The sequence below is a fragment of the Mesorhizobium sp. M6A.T.Cr.TU.016.01.1.1 genome, from assembly GCF_003952585.1.
Taxonomy (GTDB): domain Bacteria; phylum Pseudomonadota; class Alphaproteobacteria; order Rhizobiales; family Rhizobiaceae; genus Mesorhizobium; species Mesorhizobium mediterraneum.
In genome coordinates this window covers 6,318,603-6,335,880 of record NZ_CP034452.1, presented here as the reverse complement: position 1 = coordinate 6,335,880, position 17,278 = coordinate 6,318,603, and the positions used below count along the sequence as shown (strand labels likewise).

The following is a 17,278-nucleotide window of genomic DNA, read 5'->3' as shown; positions in this document are numbered from 1 at the left end:
GAATTCCTGTTATCTCAAAGTTATATGCCGCTTGCCTGGTTCAACGCGGCAACGACGTGATTGCCGCTGTTCAGATCTTCGAGCCGGGCCTTTCGTTCCGCCAGGAGCCCGAGATAGTGCATGGCCACCGTCGACCCGGCAATTGCCGTTATATCGGCGTGATCATAGGCCGGCGCAACCTCCACGATATCGGCGCCGACAATATCGACCTGATTGATCTGGCGCAGCACCGACAGGATCTTTGCCGAGGACGGCCCGCCAGCGACCGGCGTGCCGGTGCCGGGCGCGAAGGCCGGGTCCAGGCAATCGATGTCGAAGGTGACATAGGCCTTCTTGCCGCCAGTGCGGTCGACGATGGCATAGGCGATATCGGACGCGCGCATTTCCTCGACTTCGTGGCCATACAGGATCTTGATGCCGAAGGTATCAGGCGCATGGGTGCGGATGCCGATCTGGATCGAACGGTCGGGGTCGATAATGCCCTCCTTGACCGCACGGCCGACGAAGGAGCCGTGATCGATGCGCTTGCCATCGTCCGGCCAGGTGTCCTGGTGGGCGTCGAACTGCACCAGGGCCAGCGGTCCGTGGATGGCGGCATGCGCCTTGAGCAGCGGCCAGGTGACGAAATGGTCGCCGCCGAGCGAAAGCAGGAAGGCGCCGGATTTCAGGATCTTTGCCGCCTCGCGCTCGATCGTCCCTGGCGTCTTCTGGTGGTTGCCGCTGTCGAGCAGGCAATCGCCATAGTCGACCACGGCGAGATGTTCGAACAGCTCGCGCGAAAATGGATATTGCGGATCGTTGTCGAGGATGGTCGAGGCGCGGCGAATCGCCTGCGGCCCGAAGCGCGCACCCGGCCGGTTGGTGACGGCGGCGTCGAAGGGGATGCCCCACACCACGGCGTCCGCGCCCTTCACGTCCTTCGTGTATTTGCGCCGCATGAACGACAGCGCGCCGGCATAGGTCGGCTCGAAGGACGCGCCCGTCTTGGCCCGGGCGGTGAAGGCGTGGTCGATGTTGCTGTTCGGCATGAAGCGATCTCCTGTGCGTCGAGGCGCAACCTTATTGGACATAATTCTCAGAAATGCGACCCCTTCCGGGGCCATGGTCATTCGAGCCCGGTCACAAATTCTTGCTTGCCAGGTGAGCCTGCATGGCTGGCGCGGGAATTGTCTAGCTAAGCATGAATGCAACCGAAAGTAGCCAGCCTCCCATCGTCGGACGGTGTCGGCCACACCGACCGCGACAGCGGCGGCATCGATCTCGGCAACCTGATTGCCGGCGACCTGCTGATTGCGGTTATGATTCGAGGTCGCAGAACGGCCGCTTCGACCGACATTGACCGGACTTTCCGGCATTTGCGAAGCCGGCTTCGTTCACTGGGCTGTCACGTGAGTCGCTTAACCGGGTCTCCATCCGGTACGGAGCGATTCTCATGCGAACGACCTGGCTGAACCTTCTGCTTTCCGTCGCCTTGGCGCTCTTCACAGGCTCGGCATCGGCAGGCGAAACACGCGCCAGACAGATTCTCGACCGTTTCGAACACGCCAACCAGTGGCGCGACCACGTCATGGTGGCGGCACACCGCGCCGGCAGCATGCAGGCCCGCAAGACGCTCTATGCGGAGAACTCTATCGCCGCCGTCGAGGCATCGATCGCGCTTGGTGCCGAAATCGTCGAGGTCGACGTCAGGCGCTCGAAGGACGACCAGTTCGTCGTCATGCATGACAGCTGGCTCGACCGCACGACGAATTGCAGGGGCGAGGTGGTCAAGCGCACGCTGGCCGAGCTCAAAACCTGCAGACTGGTGATCGAGGGCACCGGCGCCGTCACCGAAGAGCCAGTTTCGACGCTGCATGAGATGCTGATGGCGACCAAGGACAGGATCCTCATCAACATCGACAACAAGCTCGACGTCGACAGCCTGGCCGGCATGATAGCGGTCGCGCGCGACCTGGGCATGGCCGAGCAGGTGATCGTCAAGGAGAACCTGTGGAATCCGGCCAGGATCACCACTGTCAAGGCCGCCATGGGGGCGATAGGCAGCGGTTTCCAGTTCATGCCGATCATCGCCGACGACGCGGTTCGCGACGCCGGTTTCGCAGAGAAAGTCAGCGGGACCTTTTCGCCGCGCGCGGTCGAAATGATCAACTGGCGCGCCGGCTCGGAGACGCTGACCGAGACTGGCGGGCCGCTGTTCAGCCCCCGCATGCGCGCGGCGGCGATACGGGGCGACTGGCACATCTGGGCCAACACCTACGCCATCGTCAACAAGCCGGGCGGCTTCCTTGCCGGCGGTCGCGGCGACGAGTTGGCGGTGCTCGCCAGCCTGCCGCGCGAGACGTACGGCTTCTGGGCCGAGCGCGGCGCCACCATAATCCAGACCGACGAGCCGAAAGCGGCGATCGACTGGCTGGCGGCGAATGGCTACCGCGTGCCTTATCCTGATGAGGCGCGGTCAGCGGAGCCGGCGAACACCGCCAGCATCAACTAGACTGGATCGAAGCGGGCAAGGAGCCGCTTGGATGGTCACCAGCCCGCCGTCAGGCAGCCATCGCTACGCCGTCCAGCTCGCTCACGGCGTCCTCCGGCAGATCGAGTTCGGCTGCGGCGAGATTCTCCCTGAGATGCGCGACGGACGAGGTGCCGGGAATCAACAGGATACTTGGCGCGCGACGGAGCAGCCAGGCAAGCGCGACCTGCATGGGCGTGGCGCCCAGTCGCTCCGCGACGCCGGATAGGGTCGACGACTGAAGCGGGTTGAAGCCGCCGAGCGGGAAGAACGGCACGTAGGCGATGCCGTCGCGGGCGAGTTTGTCGACCAAGGCATCGTCGCCCCTATGGGCCAGATTGTATTGGTTCTGCACGCAGACGATCTCGGCGATCCGTTGCGCCGCTTCGATCTGCGTTGACGTGACATTGCTTAGCCCGATGTGGCGCACCAGACCCTGCCGCTGCAGATCGGCCAGCACGGTGAGCGGCGCCTCGATCGACCCTTCGGCCGGGCCATGCGCGTCGAACATGATCCTGAGATTGACCACATCCAGCACGTCGAGCCCGAGATTGCGCAGATTGTCGTGCACGGCCTGGGTCAGCTCCTCTGGAGAGAAGGCCGGGAGCCACGCGGCATTGGCATCGCGGCGGGCGCCGATCTTGGTGACGATGGTGAGATCGTCGGGATATGGCCCCAGTGCTTCACGGATGAGCTGATTGGTGACGTGCGGGCCGTAAAAGTCGCTGGTGTCGATGTGGTTCACGCCAAGCGCAACGGCTTCGCGCAGCACGGCCAGTGCTGCGTCATGATCCTTGGGCGGGCCGAATACGCCGGGTCCTGCGAGCTGCATGGCGCCGTAGCCGAGCCGCTTCACGGTGCGGTCGCCGAGAGTGAATGTGCCTGACTTGTCGATGCTGGACATGGTCTATCTCCGTTCAAGATAAGGCTGAGATAGGCGCTATCCGATCTCACGATAATTGGGCACACTCCGCACGGGCTGTACGGAATATCGAACAATGAAGATCGATCTTGGAGATCTGAACGCCTTCGTGGCCGTGGCGCGGGCCAAGGGTTTTCGCGATGGCGCCCGTGCCAGCGGCGGCAGTGCGTCGGGCTTGAGCGAGGCGGTGCGCCGCCTCGAGACGCAGCTCGGTGTCAGGCTGCTCAACAGGACGACCCGCAGCGTCGTCCTGACTGAAGCGGGTGCGAGCTTGCTGGCCCGGCTCGGCCCAGCCTTGACCGAGGTCGAGACAGCACTTGACGTTGTGAACGGCTTCCGCGATCGGCCGGCAGGTACATTGCGCCTAAACGTGCCGGTCAGCGCGGCGCGGCTGGTGCTGCCCAGCATTGTTCCGCGTTTTCTCGCCGCCTATCCCGGCATCCGGCTGGAGGTGATCGCCGAGGAGAGCTTTGTCGACGTGCTGGCGGCCGGCTGCGACGCCGGCATCCGTTACGACGAGCGGCTGGAGCAAGACATGATCGCGGTGCCGATCGGACCGCGCGTGCAGCGCTTCGCCACTGCCGCTAGCCCTGCCTATCTGGACCGCCATGGCCGGCCGCAACATCCGCGCGACCTGCTCGGCCACACTTGCCTGCGCGGCCGTTTCGCCAGCGGTGCGATGCCGCCATGGGAATTCGAGCGAGATGGCGAGGTGGTACGCGTCGATCCGACGGGACCGCTTCTCGTGACCCTGGGCGGGGCGGCCGATCTCATCGTCGATGCAGCCATCGCTGGCACCGGCATCGTCAGCCTCTTCGAGGATTGGCTTCGCCCTTACTTTGAGAGCGGTGCGCTCGAACCTGTCCTCGAAGCTTGGTGGCAGAGCTTCCCCGGGCCGTTCCTCTATTATCCCGGCCGGCGTCTCGTGCCGGCGCCGTTGCGGGCGTTCATCGACTTCATCAAAGTACCGGCTGATCGGCCTTGAATTCGGGCCAGGTTAGCAATCGCCAAAGAAAAGGCCGCCCGGAGGCGGCCCTTTCGAATGTCTGAAGCTGCGCAGCGCTTAGCGCTTCGAGAACTGGAAGGAGCGGCGGGCCTTCGCCTTGCCGTACTTCTTGCGCTCGACGACGCGGCTGTCGCGGGTTAGGAAGCCGCCCTTCTTGAGCACGGCGCGCAGCGCCGGCTCGTAGTAGGTCAGCGCCTTGGAGATGCCGTGGCGCACGGCGCCGGCCTGGCCGGAAAGGCCGCCGCCGATGACAGTGGCGACGATGTCGTACTGACCGGCGCGGTTGGCGGCGATGATCGGCTGGTTGAGGATCATCTGCAGGACCGGACGCGCGAAATATTCGGCGAACACCTTGTCGTTGACGACGATCTTGCCGGAGCCGGGCTTCACCCAGACGCGCGCGATGGCGTTCTTGCGCTTGCCGGTGGCATAGGCGCGCCCCGACTTGTCGAGCTTCTGGACATGGACGGGTGCAGCCGGCTGCGTGTTGGTGTTGCCGGTGGCAGTTCCGAGTTCTGCGAGCGAGGAAAGCTCAGCCATTTTACGAAACCTTCTTGTTCTTGGCGTTCAGCTTGGCCACGTCGAGCGTGACGGGCTGCTGGGCGACATGCGGATGTTCCGTGCCTGCATAGACGCGGAGATTCTTCATCTGGCGACGGCCGAGCGGGCCACGCGGGATCATGCGTTCGACGGCCTTCTCGACGACACGCTCGGGGAAGCGGCCCTCGAGCAGCTGGCGCGCGGTGCGCTCCTTGATGCCGCCGGGGTGGCCGGTGTGCCAGTAATAAACCTTGTCGGTGAATTTCTTGCCGGTGAACACCACCTTGTCGGCATTGATGACGATGACGTTGTCGCCGTCGTCGACATGCGGGGTGAAGGTGGGCTTGTGTTTGCCGCGAAGATGATTGGCGATGACAGTGGCGAGACGGCCGACGACGAGACCCTCGGCGTCGATCAGCACCCACTTCTTCACCACATCCGCAGGCTTCTGCGAAAAGGTTGCCATGGATTGTTGCTTTCGGTTCGGACCTTCCGGGGAAGGCGTTTCTTGTTGCTTGGATTGACGCCGAGCGCTTGCCCGCTGCCAATAACAAAACTGCGGCCTTTGCGGGCCGCTGCTTCGTGAGGGCTTATAGGCGAGGAGAGGGCATCACGTCAAGGCGAATTTAAAGACGAGTGGCACAGAAAATCAAGCAAAAACAAAGGATTGAACGAGAGGTATTATTTTACCACATCGATTTAGTGTTACCTGCGGTGCCGAATCCGGCCTTAGTGCTTTGCCTCGATTTCCTTGCGGGCCGCGCTGGAGAGGAACGCAGATCGCGTTATGCCGCGTTCGCGCGCTGCGATGTCGATCGCCCGCAAAACGCCGCGCTCGAAAGTCACGTTTGCCCTGACGACGGCGCTGTCATTGTCGATGAGCGGCACCGAGACCAGATAGGCTCCTTCGGCGAGCGCGTTGCGTATGTCGGGAAGCGCGACAATCGCTTCGTGGTTGGACGGCTCCGGAACGGGCATATCCTCTGCCCACAATTGCAAGGCTTCAACGGCTTTGGGCACGATGTCTTCTGCCGCGTCCGCAGCCGAAAAGCAGCCGGGAATGTCCGGAAAGCGGATGCCGAATGCGCTGTCGGGATCTTTGTCGACCAGTGCGAAATAGTTCTTCATTGCAATCTCCAGGGCACTTCAGCTCGTCTTTATCCAGCCTGCCTGCTTGGCGATCGCGCGAGCGGTGCCGGTTGGCAGATCCTTCTCGGGATGCGGAACGATCAACACGATCTCGCCCCTTCGGAATTTGTGATGCGAGCCGCGTACGGAAATCAGTTCGAAACCATCGTCCTTGAGACGCTTCACGATCTTGCGGCTGTCACGTTCCAGCAAAGTTCACTTATGCGCACATATATACACATCAACGGGAAATTCAATTGTCAAGAAGGCGCCCGCGTCGGCGGAATCGAATAGGTCCCCGTCGCGTGTGCTACCGTGTGTCCTTCCGGTCCGGCGACGATGTCGATATCGAACACCATCAGGCTCTTGCCCAGCTTTAGGATGCGGCAATGGCCGTCGATCGGCCCGGCCTCGGCCTTGCGGACAAAATTGATGTTGAGGTTGGTGGTGACCGAAAGCGCATCTGGCCCGGCATGCGAAAGCACGCAGACATAGCCGCCTATGTCGGCCAGCGTGAACAGCGACGGGCCGGACACGGTTCCGCCGGGGCGCAAATGCCGCTGGTCGGCATTGAGCCGCACCGTGCAGCCGCCCGGAAACACGTCGATCGCCTCGTAGAAGGTGAACTGGTCGTTGAGCTGCGGGTAGACGGTTGCCATCAGCGCATTGATTTCAGCCGCCGTCAGCACCGGTTTGAGATTGTCTTGGGCGGGCATAAGCGGTTTCCTATATGGAGCCGGCACGGGGTCAGGTGGACGCCTGGGCCAATTGTCGGGTTTGAGAAAACACGTCTCAAGGCTGTTCTTCAATCGGCAGCGTGCTAGTTCTTTTGTTCCATGGCCCACGAATCCGATGCCGCTGGCCAATGAAGAGGTTGGAGAACATGGCCGAAATCGTCGCCATCAAGCCGGCCGTTGCCGAAGGTCCTGTTGTCGCGAGACTGGACAAGGGCGTGCTGCGCCTCACGCTCGCCAATCCGCCGGCCAATGCGCTGTCGCTGGCGGTGATGGCGGCGCTGACGGCGGAGCTCGACCGCGCGAAATTAGACAGATCCGTCCGCGTCATTATCCTGGCAGCGGCCGGAAAAGTGTTCTGCGCCGGACACGACCTCAAGGAAATGACCGCGCGCCGCACTGATGCCGATCGCGGCAAGGCATTCTTCGAGGAGACATTTTCCGCTTGCGCGGAACTGATGCAGGCGATCGTGCGCCATCCCAGGCCGGTGATCGCCGAGGTCGATGGTCTGGCGACGGCAGCCGGGGCGCAACTGGTGGCGAGCTGCGATCTCGCCATCGCCTCGCATGAGGCGACCTTCTGCACGCCGGGCGTCAATATCGGCCTGTTCTGCTCGACGCCGATGGTGGCGCTGTCGCGCAACGTCTCGCGCAAGCACGCGATGGAGATGCTTTTGACCGGCGAGACCATCGATGCGGCGACGGCCAAGGAATTCGGCCTGGTTAATCGCGTGGTGCCGCGCGAATATCTGAACCAGATTGTCACCAAATACGCGCAAACCATTGCTGCCAAATCGTCTTTGGTCGTGAAGACCGGCAAGGAGGCGTTCTACGCGCAGGCCGAGATGGGGCTGGCCGAGGCCTATGCCTATACCGGCCGCGTCATGGTCGAAAACATGCTGGCACGCGACGCGGAAGCGGGGATTGGCGCCTTCATCGGCAAGCGCAAGCCGGAATGGACGGACGATTAGAGATGGAACCCCGCATCTCAATCATCACCATCGCCGTCGACGATCTCGAGCGCGCCACGCGCTTCTACGAGGCGATGGGCCTGACCCGCCATGCCGGAATCACCGACGGCGTCGCCTTCTTCCAGATGGGCGGCGTCATTCTCGGCCTGTTTCCGCGTGAAAGCGCCGAAGAGGATTCGGGCATCACCTTCGGCACGGCGCCGTCGGCGATCTACCTCGCCTACAACACCCGCTCCGATACGGAAGTCGACGACGTGCTTGCCATGGCCGAAAAGGCCGGCGGTCGTATCGTCAAGCCGGCCGGCCGCGCCTTCTGGGGCGGCTGGTATGGATATTTCGCCGACTCTGAAGGGCATGTCTGGGAAGTGGCGCACAATCCGGCTTTTCCGATCGCGGAAGACGGAACGATCTCGCTGCCGGACTGATCGCTGCCGCATGGCTCCTCGCAAGCAACTGACGCGACTGAAGGCTCCCTATCTCAAGCGCATCCTGATAGAGCCGGCGCGGGTCGCAGATTGGGAAAAATACCCCTGGAACCTGCCGATCTTCCGCAGCCACGATTTCCAGCTTGAATTCACCACGCCGATCACCATCATCGTCGGCGAGAACGGCACCGGCAAATCCACGCTGCTCGAGGCGATCGGCGCGCTGGCCGGATACGACGAGGCCGGCGGCGGCAAGGGCTACATGCCCATCGACCATTCAGCTGCCATCGATACGAGCGGCGCCGCACTGGCTAAGACGCTGCGCGGTCACTGGCTGCCGAAAGTCACCGCCGGCTGGTTCTTTCGCGCTGAGTCCTTTTACTCCGTCGCCCGTTATCTCGATCAGGCGGCACTCGAAGATCCGTTCAAGCCACCTCCGCCCGATTTCCTGTCCTGGTCGCATGGCGAGGGCTTCATCCGTTTCTTCGAGGAGCGCTGCCGCCGGCAAGGCATCTACATCCTCGACGAGCCCGAAAGCGCGCTTTCGCCGACGCGCCAGATCGAGCTTCTCAAGATGCTGCGGCGGATGGACCAATCCGGCACGGCGCAAGTGATCATGGCGACGCATTCGCCGCTGCTGATGGCCTGTCCCGGCGCGCGGCTGTTCCGCATCAGCCGGTTCGGCCTCGACCCGACCGATTTCCGCGATACCGACCATTTTCGGATGATGCGCAGTTTCTGCAACGATCCGGATGGTTTTCTCGCCGAAGCTCTGTATGAGGACGAGGCATGAACCACGACGCCTACGACAATGCCTATATCGCCGGCATCCTCAATTCGGTGAAGACCATCGCCATGGTCGGCGCGTCCGCCAATGATGTGCGGCCGAGCTACTTCGTGCTGAAATATCTGCTCGCCAAAGGGTTTTCGGTGTTTCCGATCAACCCGGGACAGGCCGGCAAGGAAATCCTCGGCCGAACAGTCTATGCTCGGCTCGCCGATCTCCCCGAGCCCGTCGACATGATCGACATCTTTCGCGCTTCCGCGGCGGCGCCGGGCGTCATCGACGAGATCCTGCGGCTCGACCCGCTGCCGAAAATCGTCTGGATGCAGCTCGGAGTGCGCCATGACGAGGCGGCCGCGCGCGCCGAGGCCTCTGGCATCAAGGTGGTGATGAACCGCTGCCCCAAGATAGAGTATGGCAAGCTGTCTGGTGAAATCGGCTGGACCGGCGTCAACTCCGGCGTGCTGTCGTCGAAGAAGCCGCTGATGCGGCCGGGATTCCAGAGCTTCGGCGTTCGCCAGAAGTAGACCATGATCCCGAAAAGTGGAAACCGGTTTTCGGAAAAGATCATGGTCAAACAAGAAAGATAGAGCCCCATCCCGATCCTATCGGGTTGGATCAGGCTCGAGACGGAAATTTATTCCGGTAATCGGAACATTTTCTCGCGCCTCGATCACAGAACGTGCGTCGAAGGGCATTTTCTTCTTTGCATTCGTGACCGGGCTTCGCCAAGAATGCCCGGCGATTTTCAGAAGGTTCAAAGGGAGGTATTCGATGACCCGCACGCCCGGTTTCAACACGCTCGCCGTCCATGCCGGCGCCAAGCCCGATCCGGCGACCGGCGCGCGTGCCACGCCGATCTACCAGACGACCTCCTTTGTCTTCGACGATGCCGACCATGCCGCCTCGCTGTTCGGGCTAAAAGCCTTCGGCAACATCTACACCCGCATCATGAACCCGACGCAGGCGGTGCTGGAAGAGCGCATCGCGGCGCTCGAAGGCGGCACGGCAGGGCTGGCGGTGGCGTCGGGTCATGCCGCGCAGGTGCTTGTCTTCCACAATCTGATGCAGCCCGGCGACAATTTCGTCGCCGCGACAAGGCTTTACGGCGGCTCGATCAACCAGTTCGGCCACGCCTTCAAGAATTTCGGCTGGCAGGTGCGCTGGGCCGACACCAACGACATATCGACCTTCGAAAGCCAGATCGATGAAAAGACCAAGGCGATCTTCATCGAGAGCCTGGCCAATCCGGGCGGTGTCTTCGTCGACATCGAGAAGATCGGCGACATCGCCCGCAAGCACGGCCTGCCGCTGATCGTCGACAACACGCTGGCCTCGCCCTATCTGGTGCGGCCGATCGAGCATGGCGCCGACATCGTCGTGCATTCGCTGACCAAGTTCATCGGCGGCCATGGCAATTCGATCGGCGGCGCCATTGTCGACGGCGGCACCTTCGACTGGTCGAAATCAGGCAAATATCCGATGCTGTCGGAGCCGCGCCCCGAATATGGCGGCCTCGTCCTGCACGAAACCTTCGGCAACTTCGCTTTCGCCATTGCCGCGCGCGTGCTTGGCCTGCGCGACATGGGTCCGGCGATCTCACCCTTCAATGCGTTCCTGATCCTGACCGGCCTGGAAACCCTGCCGCTCAGGATGCAGCGCCATTGCGACAATGCGGTCACTGTCGCCGCCTGGCTGTCCAACCACCCCAAGGTCGCCTGGGTCTCCTATCCCGGCCTGCCCAGCGACAAGAATAATGCGCTACAGAAAAAATACTCGCCGCTTGGCGCCGGTGCGGTGTTCACCTTCGGCCTGAAGGGCGGCTATGCGGCGGGCATCAAATTCGTGGAGGCGCTCGAACTGTTCTCGCACCTCGCCAATGTCGGCGACACCAAGTCGCTGGTCATCCACCCAGCATCGACCACGCATCGGCAATTGTCGGACGAGCAGAAGGTGGTGGCCGGGGCGGGACCGGACACGGTCAGGCTCTCGGTCGGCATCGAGGATGTCAACGACATCGTCGCCGATCTGGAACAGGCTCTCGCCAAGGTTTGATCCCCACTGGAAGGAGCTTCGATGACCGAGCCGAAATTTCTCTCCGTCAATGTCGAAAGTGTCGAGCCGGAACCTGGCGCGCCGGCGCCGGGTCGCCTGATCTCGGGCGATCCGAAGTTTCGCACCTGGAATGTCGAGGAACGCGACGGCGGGCTCTATGCCGGCATCTGGGAGGCGACGCCGGGCAGATGGCGCATCGAGTATGACGAGTGGGAGTTCTGCCATATCCTGTCGGGCGTTTCAGTGATCGCCGAGGAGGGCGGCGAGGCGCGCACCGTCAGGGCCGGCGACAGTTTCGTGCTCAGGCCGGGTTTTAGAGGAAGCTGGGAAGTGCTTGAAATGACGCGCAAGGAGTATGTGATCAAGCTTTGATCACTTGCATGGCGCTTTCACAAAAGCCGATCGATATCACCGTCGGAAAATCCGTATTCGGCCATCATGTCCCGGTGCCAGGGAGTTCCCAGCAAATCGTCCAGGCATGAATCGATGCGCTGGCGCAGGATCGCATTGTCTTTGGCGAGAGCGAAAGCGCCGGCGGCTGGCTGTTTTTCGGCTGCCGGAACGTCGATGACCGCAAGAGGCGCGTTGAAATGCTGAGCCAGATAGCCTCGATGCGCCATGGCGACACTTGCATAGGCATGCACCGCACCGGCAGCGACAGCATCGGCCGCGCCCGCTTGCGTGGCGAATATTCTTATCCGCTCGGGCGGAACGCCATTTTGCAAAGCCGTCTGATGTTGGACCTGGCCCGATATGACGGCGATCAACGCTGTCTCATCTCCGGCGATGGATCGATAGCCGCTGAATTCGCGCGGATTGCCTTTCGCGACGAGCAACCCGTCCTGCAAGACCCAGATCGGTCGCGTGAAGTCGACGGATTTCTTGCGTTCGTCCGAAACGAACAGACCGGTGGTCATATCCCACTCGCCCTTGGCCAGTCCGGGAAGCAGTTTGGCGAACTCGGTCTCGATGGTCGAAAAGACCTCTAGCCCCAACGCGTTGCAGACCTTCTGCGCGAGCCTGACGTCGCAGCCGGAGACATCTCCGGAAGCGTCGGTGAAGCAGAACGGAGGCTCCTGCAAAAAAGCGAATTTCATCTTTTCAGTCATGCGATCTCAGCCTTAGGTCCGCTGTTCTCAAAAGCGCACGACGAGCTTTTCCAGCCCGTGGAAATGATAGGTGTCGCGGAAGCGCGGCTGTTCGGCGAGATAGAGCCGCGGTAGCCGGTCGAACAGGGTTTTCAGCGACACCTGCAATTCGAGCCGGGCGAGCGGCGCGCCGATGCAGAAATGGATGCCGGCGCCGAACGAGACGTTCTTTTGATCCGTGCGTCCGGATTTGAAGGCGAGAGGCTCGGCAAAAGCAACCGGATCGTGATTGGCCATGCCGAGCAACAGGCCGATCGTCTCGCCCGGCCGCACGAGGATATCTGGAGCGACCTCGACCTCCTGATACGCATAGCGGGTGAACATGTGCAGCGGCGCGTCGAAGCGCAGGCATTCCTCGACCGTGGCTGCGGTCGCTTCCGGCGAAGTGAAGAAGCGGCGCGGGTCACCGCCTTGCGCGAGGATCGAGCGCACCGCGTTGCCTGTCTGGTGAACGGTCGCCTCGTGCCCGGCGTTGAGCAGCAGGATAGCCGACGACACCAGTTCGTCCTCGGAGAGTTTTTGGCCATCGTCCTGGGCCGAGATCAGCAGCGACAACAGATCGTCGCCAGGGTTTTTGCGGCGCTCGGCGACATAGCCGCGCAGGAAATCCGAAAAATCCCGCGCTGCGCGATTGGCCGTCTCTTCAGTTTCGCGCGTACGGCCATGCATGTACATGGCGACCATCTGATGCGACCAGTCGAGCAGTTGCGGTCCCATCTCGACCGGCACGCCGAGCATTTCGGCAATGATGGTGATCGGCAGTGGCGACGCGAAAGCCGGCAGCAGATCGACCTGGTCCGGTTCGAAACGGTCGATAAGCTCGTTGGCGAGCGCCTCGACACGCGGCCTGAGCCGCTCGACCTGACGCGAGACGAAGGCGCGGTTGACCAGCGTTCTGAGCCGTGTGTGCACGGGCGGTTCCAGCTCCAGCATTGAATTCGCCTCGATACCGTCGAAGGCGTTGAGATGCGTGCGGTCCTGGCCAATGCCGCTTCTGTCGGGGACGCCGGCCGGGTTCTGGCGGCCGAAGCGGCGGTCGCGCAGCAGCCGGTTGACGTCGTCGAAGCCGCCGAAGCACCAAAAGCCGAACTCTTCCCAGAAGAAGACATTCGATGCGCCATGCATGAATGCATAGGCCTCATAGGGATTCTGGAAGAAAGCCGGCTCGTGTGGATCGAGCCGCACATGGCGGGTGGCTCGATCGAAGGCCAGGTAAGTTGGTGGCACCAAATCGGTCATTCTGGATCATTAGCCCGGCTTGCCAGCTTGGCGCCAGACCGTATGTTGGCGCCCGATAGCCCAATGCATTGAGCCAGCCGGCGCGGCTGCGGAAAGACGGTTTTGATGAATGTGATCGTGGTTGGTGCAGGCATTGCGGGGCTCTCGACGGCGTGGTCGCTGATCAAGGCCGGGCACCGGGTCACGATCGTCGAGCAGGGACCGATTCCCAACCCGCTTGCCGCCTCGGGCGATCATCACCGCATCATCCGCCGCGCCTATGGTGCAGCTATGGGCTATGGCCGGCTGATCACCGAAGCCTATGAGGCCTGGGACGAGATGTGGGTTGATCTCGGCGAAAACCATCTCGATCCGCGCGGCTTCATCTGCATTTCGCGCGACGAGGGTGATGACGCAGAGCAGATGCGCGACGGGCTGGCGGCCGGCAATTTTCCCTTCGAGATGATCGAGCCGGGCGAGGCCGTTGCGCGCTGGCCGTTCCTCGAGAGCGGAAGTTTTCGCTACGCTTTCTTCTCGTCGGAGGGCGGCGCACTGCATTGCCGCAAGATTGCGGCGGGACTCGCCAATTGGCTGCGGGCCAACGGCGCCAACGTCTATGAAAACAGTAAGGTGACGACGATCGACGTTGAGGCCGGCCACGTCGTGCTTGAAAGCGGCGAGACGATGCAGGCCGACCGCATCGTCATCGCCGCCGGCGCCTGGGTGCTAAAACTGTTTCCGGAACTAGACGGCGAACTGAAGACCTGGCGCACCGCGCTTGCCTATGTCGAGCCGCCGGCGGACCTGAAAGCGGCGTGGCAAGGGGCCCCGGTCATCCTCGATGTCGGCGGTGCTGTCGATGGCTACGTGATCCCGCCCTCCGGCGGCGCCGGCATGAAATTCGGCTCCGGCCTGCACAGGGTGCCGACCAGCGACGCCGACTGGAACCGCCAGCCGGTGGCGGGCGAGGGCGAGGCGATCCGCAACCTGTTTTCGCCGCCGATCGCCCGTATCGAGGAGTATAGGGTGACCGAAGTCGTCACCTGCGCCTACACCTTCACCGCCGACGAAAAATTCCTGGCGCATGAGAAGGGCAGATGCCTTGTTGTCTCGGCCTGCTCCGGCCACGGCTACAAGTTCGGCGCGGCTGTCGGCAGGCGCGTCGCAGCGACCATCGGCAATGGCGACGTCGCCGGTTTAAAGGCGTGGCTGCGAGCCGAGGTGGTCTGATCATGGCACGCCGCTGTTGAACCTTCAGAGCAAGCTCAACGTTGAATTGTAGGGGAAGCCGTATCGCGGGAAAGCAGTTTCGAGACATTTCGTTAAGCGACGCGGTTAGGAAAGTGCTACGCGGCGGCGCCGCTTCAAGAGCAGCAGAAGGCTGCCGGCGCAGCTTCGGGCGAATGCTGCGCAGAAAGCTTGATTCGACTTAACCGGATGGCTAGGAGAGGCGGCCTTGCGCTAGGGTGAGCCGACATCCTATTTACAGGACAACGATCCAGAACCGATTCTGCCCGACTTGCTAATCTCCCGGCGCCGGAATCCCACCTTTGAAAAGGGATAGTCCATGAAGAACCCCGTCGAAACCTACATGAACCTCGTTCCGATGGTGGTCGAACAGACCAATCGCGGCGAGCGGGCCTACGACATTTTCTCGCGGCTGCTGAAAGAGCGCATCATTTTCATCACCGGCCCGGTCGAGGACGGCATGGCGACGCTGGTCTGCGCGCAGCTCCTGTTCCTCGAAGCGGAGAATCCGAAGAAGGAAATCAACCTCTACATCAATTCGCCTGGCGGCGTCGTCACGTCCGGCATGGCGATCTACGACACCATGCAGTTCATCAAGCCGGCGGTGGCGACGCTGTGCATCGGCCAGGCGGCCTCGATGGGCTCGCTGCTCTTGACCGCAGGCGAGAAGGGCATGCGCTTCGCCACGCCGAACGCCCGCATCATGGTCCACCAGCCTTCCGGAGGCTTCCAGGGCCAGGCTTCCGACATCGAGCGCCACGCCCAGGACATCATCAAGCTGAAGCGTCGTCTCAACGAAGTCTATGTCAAGCACACCGGCAAGAGCTATGACGAAATTGAAAAGACGCTCGACCGCGACCACTTCATGACCGCCGACGAGGCGAAGGATTTCGGCCTCATAGACAAGGTCATTTCGTCGCGCGAGCCGGCTGAGGTTGCCGCCGCATAAGCTTGGTGGCAGCTGGATGGTGGGAAAACACGCTTTTGACGCCGCTTGCGGCATTTCGGCCACAATTGGCTGTTCCCTCGACGGGAGCAATTGCCTACGTTAAGCCTATGTTGATTTTCGACGGCTTAGCTTTGTGCGGGGTTGGTGCGAATCATTGCGACGTTTTCTGATATGTGTTTCGTATGGAATGCGTTGCGGGAGCCGGGACACTGGCGGCGGCGATTTCCCGCGATAGATTTGAATATGCGCCCTTTCAACCAGACCATCGGCGGGCGGCTATGAAAGGACATGAAAATGAGCAAGGTCGGCAGCAACGGCGGTGATTCCAAGAACACGCTTTATTGCTCGTTTTGCGGCAAAAGCCAGCACGAAGTGCGCAAGCTGATCGCCGGCCCGACGGTGTTCATCTGCGACGAATGCGTCGAGCTCTGCATGGACATCATCCGCGAGGAGAACAAGACCTCGATGGTGAAGTCGCGCGAGGGCGTGCCGACCCCGCAGGAGATCCTCAAGGTTCTCGATGACTACGTCATCGGTCAGCCCTACGCCAAGCGCGTGCTGTCGGTGGCCGTCCACAACCACTACAAGCGTCTCGCGCATGCCGGCAAGAACAACGACGTCGAGCTGGCGAAGTCCAACATTTTGCTGATCGGCCCGACCGGTTGCGGCAAGACGCTGCTTGCGCAGACGCTGGCCCGCATCATCGACGTTCCCTTCACCATGGCCGATGCGACGACGCTGACTGAGGCCGGCTATGTCGGCGAGGATGTCGAGAACATCATCCTGAAGCTCTTGCAGTCGGCCGACTACAATGTCGAGCGCGCCCAGCGCGGCATCGTCTACATCGACGAGATCGACAAGATCTCGCGCAAGTCGGACAATCCTTCGATCACCCGCGACGTGTCGGGCGAGGGCGTCCAGCAGGCGCTGTTGAAGATCATGGAAGGCACGGTCGCCTCCGTGCCGCCTCAGGGCGGCAGGAAGCATCCGCAGCAGGAGTTCCTGCAGGTCGACACCGCCAACATCCTGTTCATCTGCGGCGGCGCCTTCGCCGGCCTGGACAAGATCATTTCGGATCGCGGCCGCAAGACCTCGATCGGCTTCGGCGCCACGGTCGCTTCGCCCGAGGATCGCCGCACCGGCGACGTTTTCCGCCTGGTCGAGCCTGAGGATCTGTTGAAGTTCGGCCTCATTCCCGAGTTCGTCGGCCGTCTGCCGGTCCTGGCGACGCTGGAGGACCTCGACGAGCCGGCGCTGATACAGATCCTAACCGAGCCGAAGAACGCGCTCGTCAAGCAGTATCAGCGGCTGTTCGAGATGGAGAATGTCGACCTGACCTTCCATGAGAATGCGCTGTCGGCGATCGCCAAGCGCGCCATCGAGCGCAAGACCGGCGCGCGCGGCCTGCGCTCGATAATGGAAGCGATCCTGCTCGATACGATGTTCGAGCTGCCGGCGCTGGAAGGCGTGCGCGAAGTGGTAATTTCGGAAGAGGTGGTGTCCGGCAACGCCAGGCCGCTCTACATCTATTCCGAGCAGAAGGAAAAGAAGGGCAACGTCAGCGCCTGACGTGAGCCTGCACAATGGATTTTTTTGAAACGGCGCCGCGAGGCGCCGTTTTTGCTATTGCGGTCGGGCCGA

General features: G+C 62.1%; 20 protein-coding genes. 11 read left to right on the top strand and 9 right to left on the bottom strand.

The features are described from left to right. Positions 1-20: 20 nt before the first annotated feature. A complete protein-coding gene (gene speB / locus EJ075_RS30720; RefSeq protein ID WP_126106875.1) occupies positions 21-1,028 on the bottom strand; it encodes an agmatinase in 1,008 nt (335 codons plus the stop codon). A gap of 404 nt (positions 1,029-1,432) precedes the next feature. On the opposite strand from speB, the gene EJ075_RS30715 reads away from it, so the two are divergent. Continuing rightward, on the top strand, positions 1,433-2,491 hold the full coding sequence (locus EJ075_RS30715; protein ID WP_095485802.1) for a glycerophosphodiester phosphodiesterase family protein: 1,059 nt from the start codon (positions 1,433-1,435) through the stop codon (positions 2,489-2,491). A gap of 49 nt (positions 2,492-2,540) precedes the next feature. On the opposite strand, the gene EJ075_RS30710 is transcribed toward EJ075_RS30715, so the two are convergent. Beyond that, positions 2,541-3,413, bottom strand: coding sequence for an aldo/keto reductase family oxidoreductase (locus EJ075_RS30710; protein WP_126106874.1), 873 nt, complete (start codon positions 3,411-3,413; stop codon positions 2,541-2,543). A gap of 94 nt (positions 3,414-3,507) precedes the next feature. On the opposite strand from EJ075_RS30710, the gene EJ075_RS30705 reads away from it, so the two are divergent. Continuing rightward, complete coding sequence (locus tag EJ075_RS30705) at positions 3,508-4,416, top strand: LysR family transcriptional regulator (protein ID WP_126106873.1); 909 nt, start codon at positions 3,508-3,510, stop codon at positions 4,414-4,416. Positions 4,417-4,494: 78 nt separating this feature from the next. Here EJ075_RS30705 and rpsI read toward each other — a convergent pair whose 3' ends face one another. From rpsI to EJ075_RS30680, 5 genes are all read right to left on the bottom strand, one after another. After that, entirely contained in the window at positions 4,495-4,977 is a 483-nt protein-coding gene (rpsI, locus tag EJ075_RS30700) for a 30S ribosomal protein S9 (RefSeq protein WP_023717316.1), read from the bottom strand. Between the two features lies 1 nt (position 4,978). After that, positions 4,979-5,443 (bottom strand): 50S ribosomal protein L13, encoded by a 465-nt coding sequence (rplM, locus tag EJ075_RS30695; protein WP_023798353.1) that lies wholly within the window; start codon positions 5,441-5,443, stop codon positions 4,979-4,981. 263 nt (positions 5,444-5,706) lie between these two features. After that, positions 5,707-6,105, bottom strand: a complete 399-nt coding sequence (locus EJ075_RS30690) for a type II toxin-antitoxin system HicB family antitoxin (protein ID WP_126106872.1) — start codon at positions 6,103-6,105, stop codon at positions 5,707-5,709. An 18-nt stretch (positions 6,106-6,123) separates the two neighbouring features. Then, positions 6,124-6,315, bottom strand: a complete 192-nt coding sequence (locus EJ075_RS30685) for a type II toxin-antitoxin system HicA family toxin (protein ID WP_126107518.1) — start codon at positions 6,313-6,315, stop codon at positions 6,124-6,126. A gap of 50 nt (positions 6,316-6,365) precedes the next feature. Continuing rightward, on the bottom strand, positions 6,366-6,821 hold the full coding sequence (locus EJ075_RS30680; RefSeq protein WP_126106871.1) for a PaaI family thioesterase: 456 nt from the start codon (positions 6,819-6,821) through the stop codon (positions 6,366-6,368). A 167-nt stretch (positions 6,822-6,988) separates the two neighbouring features. Here EJ075_RS30680 and EJ075_RS30675 point away from each other — a divergent pair, with 167 nt between their 5' ends. The 6 genes from EJ075_RS30675 to EJ075_RS30650 all read left to right on the top strand — a co-directional run bounded on the left by EJ075_RS30675 (position 6,989) and on the right by EJ075_RS30650 (position 11,446). After that, complete coding sequence (locus EJ075_RS30675) at positions 6,989-7,810, top strand: enoyl-CoA hydratase (protein WP_126106870.1); 822 nt, start codon at positions 6,989-6,991, stop codon at positions 7,808-7,810. A gap of 2 nt (positions 7,811-7,812) precedes the next feature. Further along, positions 7,813-8,235: a VOC family protein gene (locus EJ075_RS30670; RefSeq protein WP_126106869.1), complete on the top strand. Its 423-nt coding sequence runs from the start codon at positions 7,813-7,815 to the stop codon at positions 8,233-8,235. A 10-nt stretch (positions 8,236-8,245) separates the two neighbouring features. Next, positions 8,246-9,028, top strand: coding sequence for an AAA family ATPase (locus EJ075_RS30665; protein WP_126106868.1), 783 nt, complete (start codon positions 8,246-8,248; stop codon positions 9,026-9,028). Continuing rightward, positions 9,025-9,546 carry a CoA-binding protein gene (locus EJ075_RS30660; RefSeq protein WP_126106867.1) on the top strand — a complete coding sequence of 174 codons (522 nt, stop codon included), beginning with the start codon at positions 9,025-9,027 and terminating at the stop codon, positions 9,544-9,546. Before EJ075_RS30665 ends, EJ075_RS30660 begins: the two co-directional genes overlap by 4 nt. 247 nt (positions 9,547-9,793) lie before the next feature. Then, the gene (locus EJ075_RS30655; RefSeq protein WP_126106866.1) at positions 9,794-11,074 is read left to right on the top strand and encodes an O-acetylhomoserine aminocarboxypropyltransferase; all 1,281 of its coding nucleotides are present in this window, start codon (positions 9,794-9,796) and stop codon (positions 11,072-11,074) included. A 21-nt stretch (positions 11,075-11,095) separates the two neighbouring features. After that, a complete protein-coding gene (locus tag EJ075_RS30650; protein ID WP_126106865.1) occupies positions 11,096-11,446 on the top strand; it encodes a cupin domain-containing protein in 351 nt (116 codons plus the stop codon). Positions 11,447-11,463: 17 nt separating this feature from the next. On the opposite strand, the gene EJ075_RS30645 is transcribed toward EJ075_RS30650, so the two are convergent. After that, complete coding sequence (locus tag EJ075_RS30645) at positions 11,464-12,183, bottom strand: transporter substrate-binding domain-containing protein (RefSeq protein ID WP_126106864.1); 720 nt, start codon at positions 12,181-12,183, stop codon at positions 11,464-11,466. Between the two features lie 27 nt (positions 12,184-12,210). After that, complete coding sequence (locus EJ075_RS30640; protein WP_126106863.1) at positions 12,211-13,461, bottom strand: cytochrome P450; 1,251 nt, start codon at positions 13,459-13,461, stop codon at positions 12,211-12,213. Positions 13,462-13,566: 105 nt separating this feature from the next. On the opposite strand from EJ075_RS30640, the gene EJ075_RS30635 reads away from it, so the two are divergent. From EJ075_RS30635 to clpX, 3 genes are all read left to right on the top strand, one after another. Continuing rightward, positions 13,567-14,670 carry an FAD-binding oxidoreductase gene (locus tag EJ075_RS30635; RefSeq protein WP_126106862.1) on the top strand — a complete coding sequence of 368 codons (1,104 nt, stop codon included), beginning with the start codon at positions 13,567-13,569 and terminating at the stop codon, positions 14,668-14,670. A 337-nt stretch (positions 14,671-15,007) separates the two neighbouring features. Next, complete coding sequence (clpP, locus tag EJ075_RS30630; RefSeq protein WP_095485814.1) at positions 15,008-15,637, top strand: ATP-dependent Clp endopeptidase proteolytic subunit ClpP; 630 nt, start codon at positions 15,008-15,010, stop codon at positions 15,635-15,637. A 294-nt stretch (positions 15,638-15,931) separates the two neighbouring features. Then, positions 15,932-17,206 (top strand): ATP-dependent Clp protease ATP-binding subunit ClpX, encoded by a 1,275-nt coding sequence (gene clpX, locus EJ075_RS30625; protein WP_095485846.1) that lies wholly within the window; start codon positions 15,932-15,934, stop codon positions 17,204-17,206. Positions 17,207-17,278 lie beyond the last annotated feature (72 nt).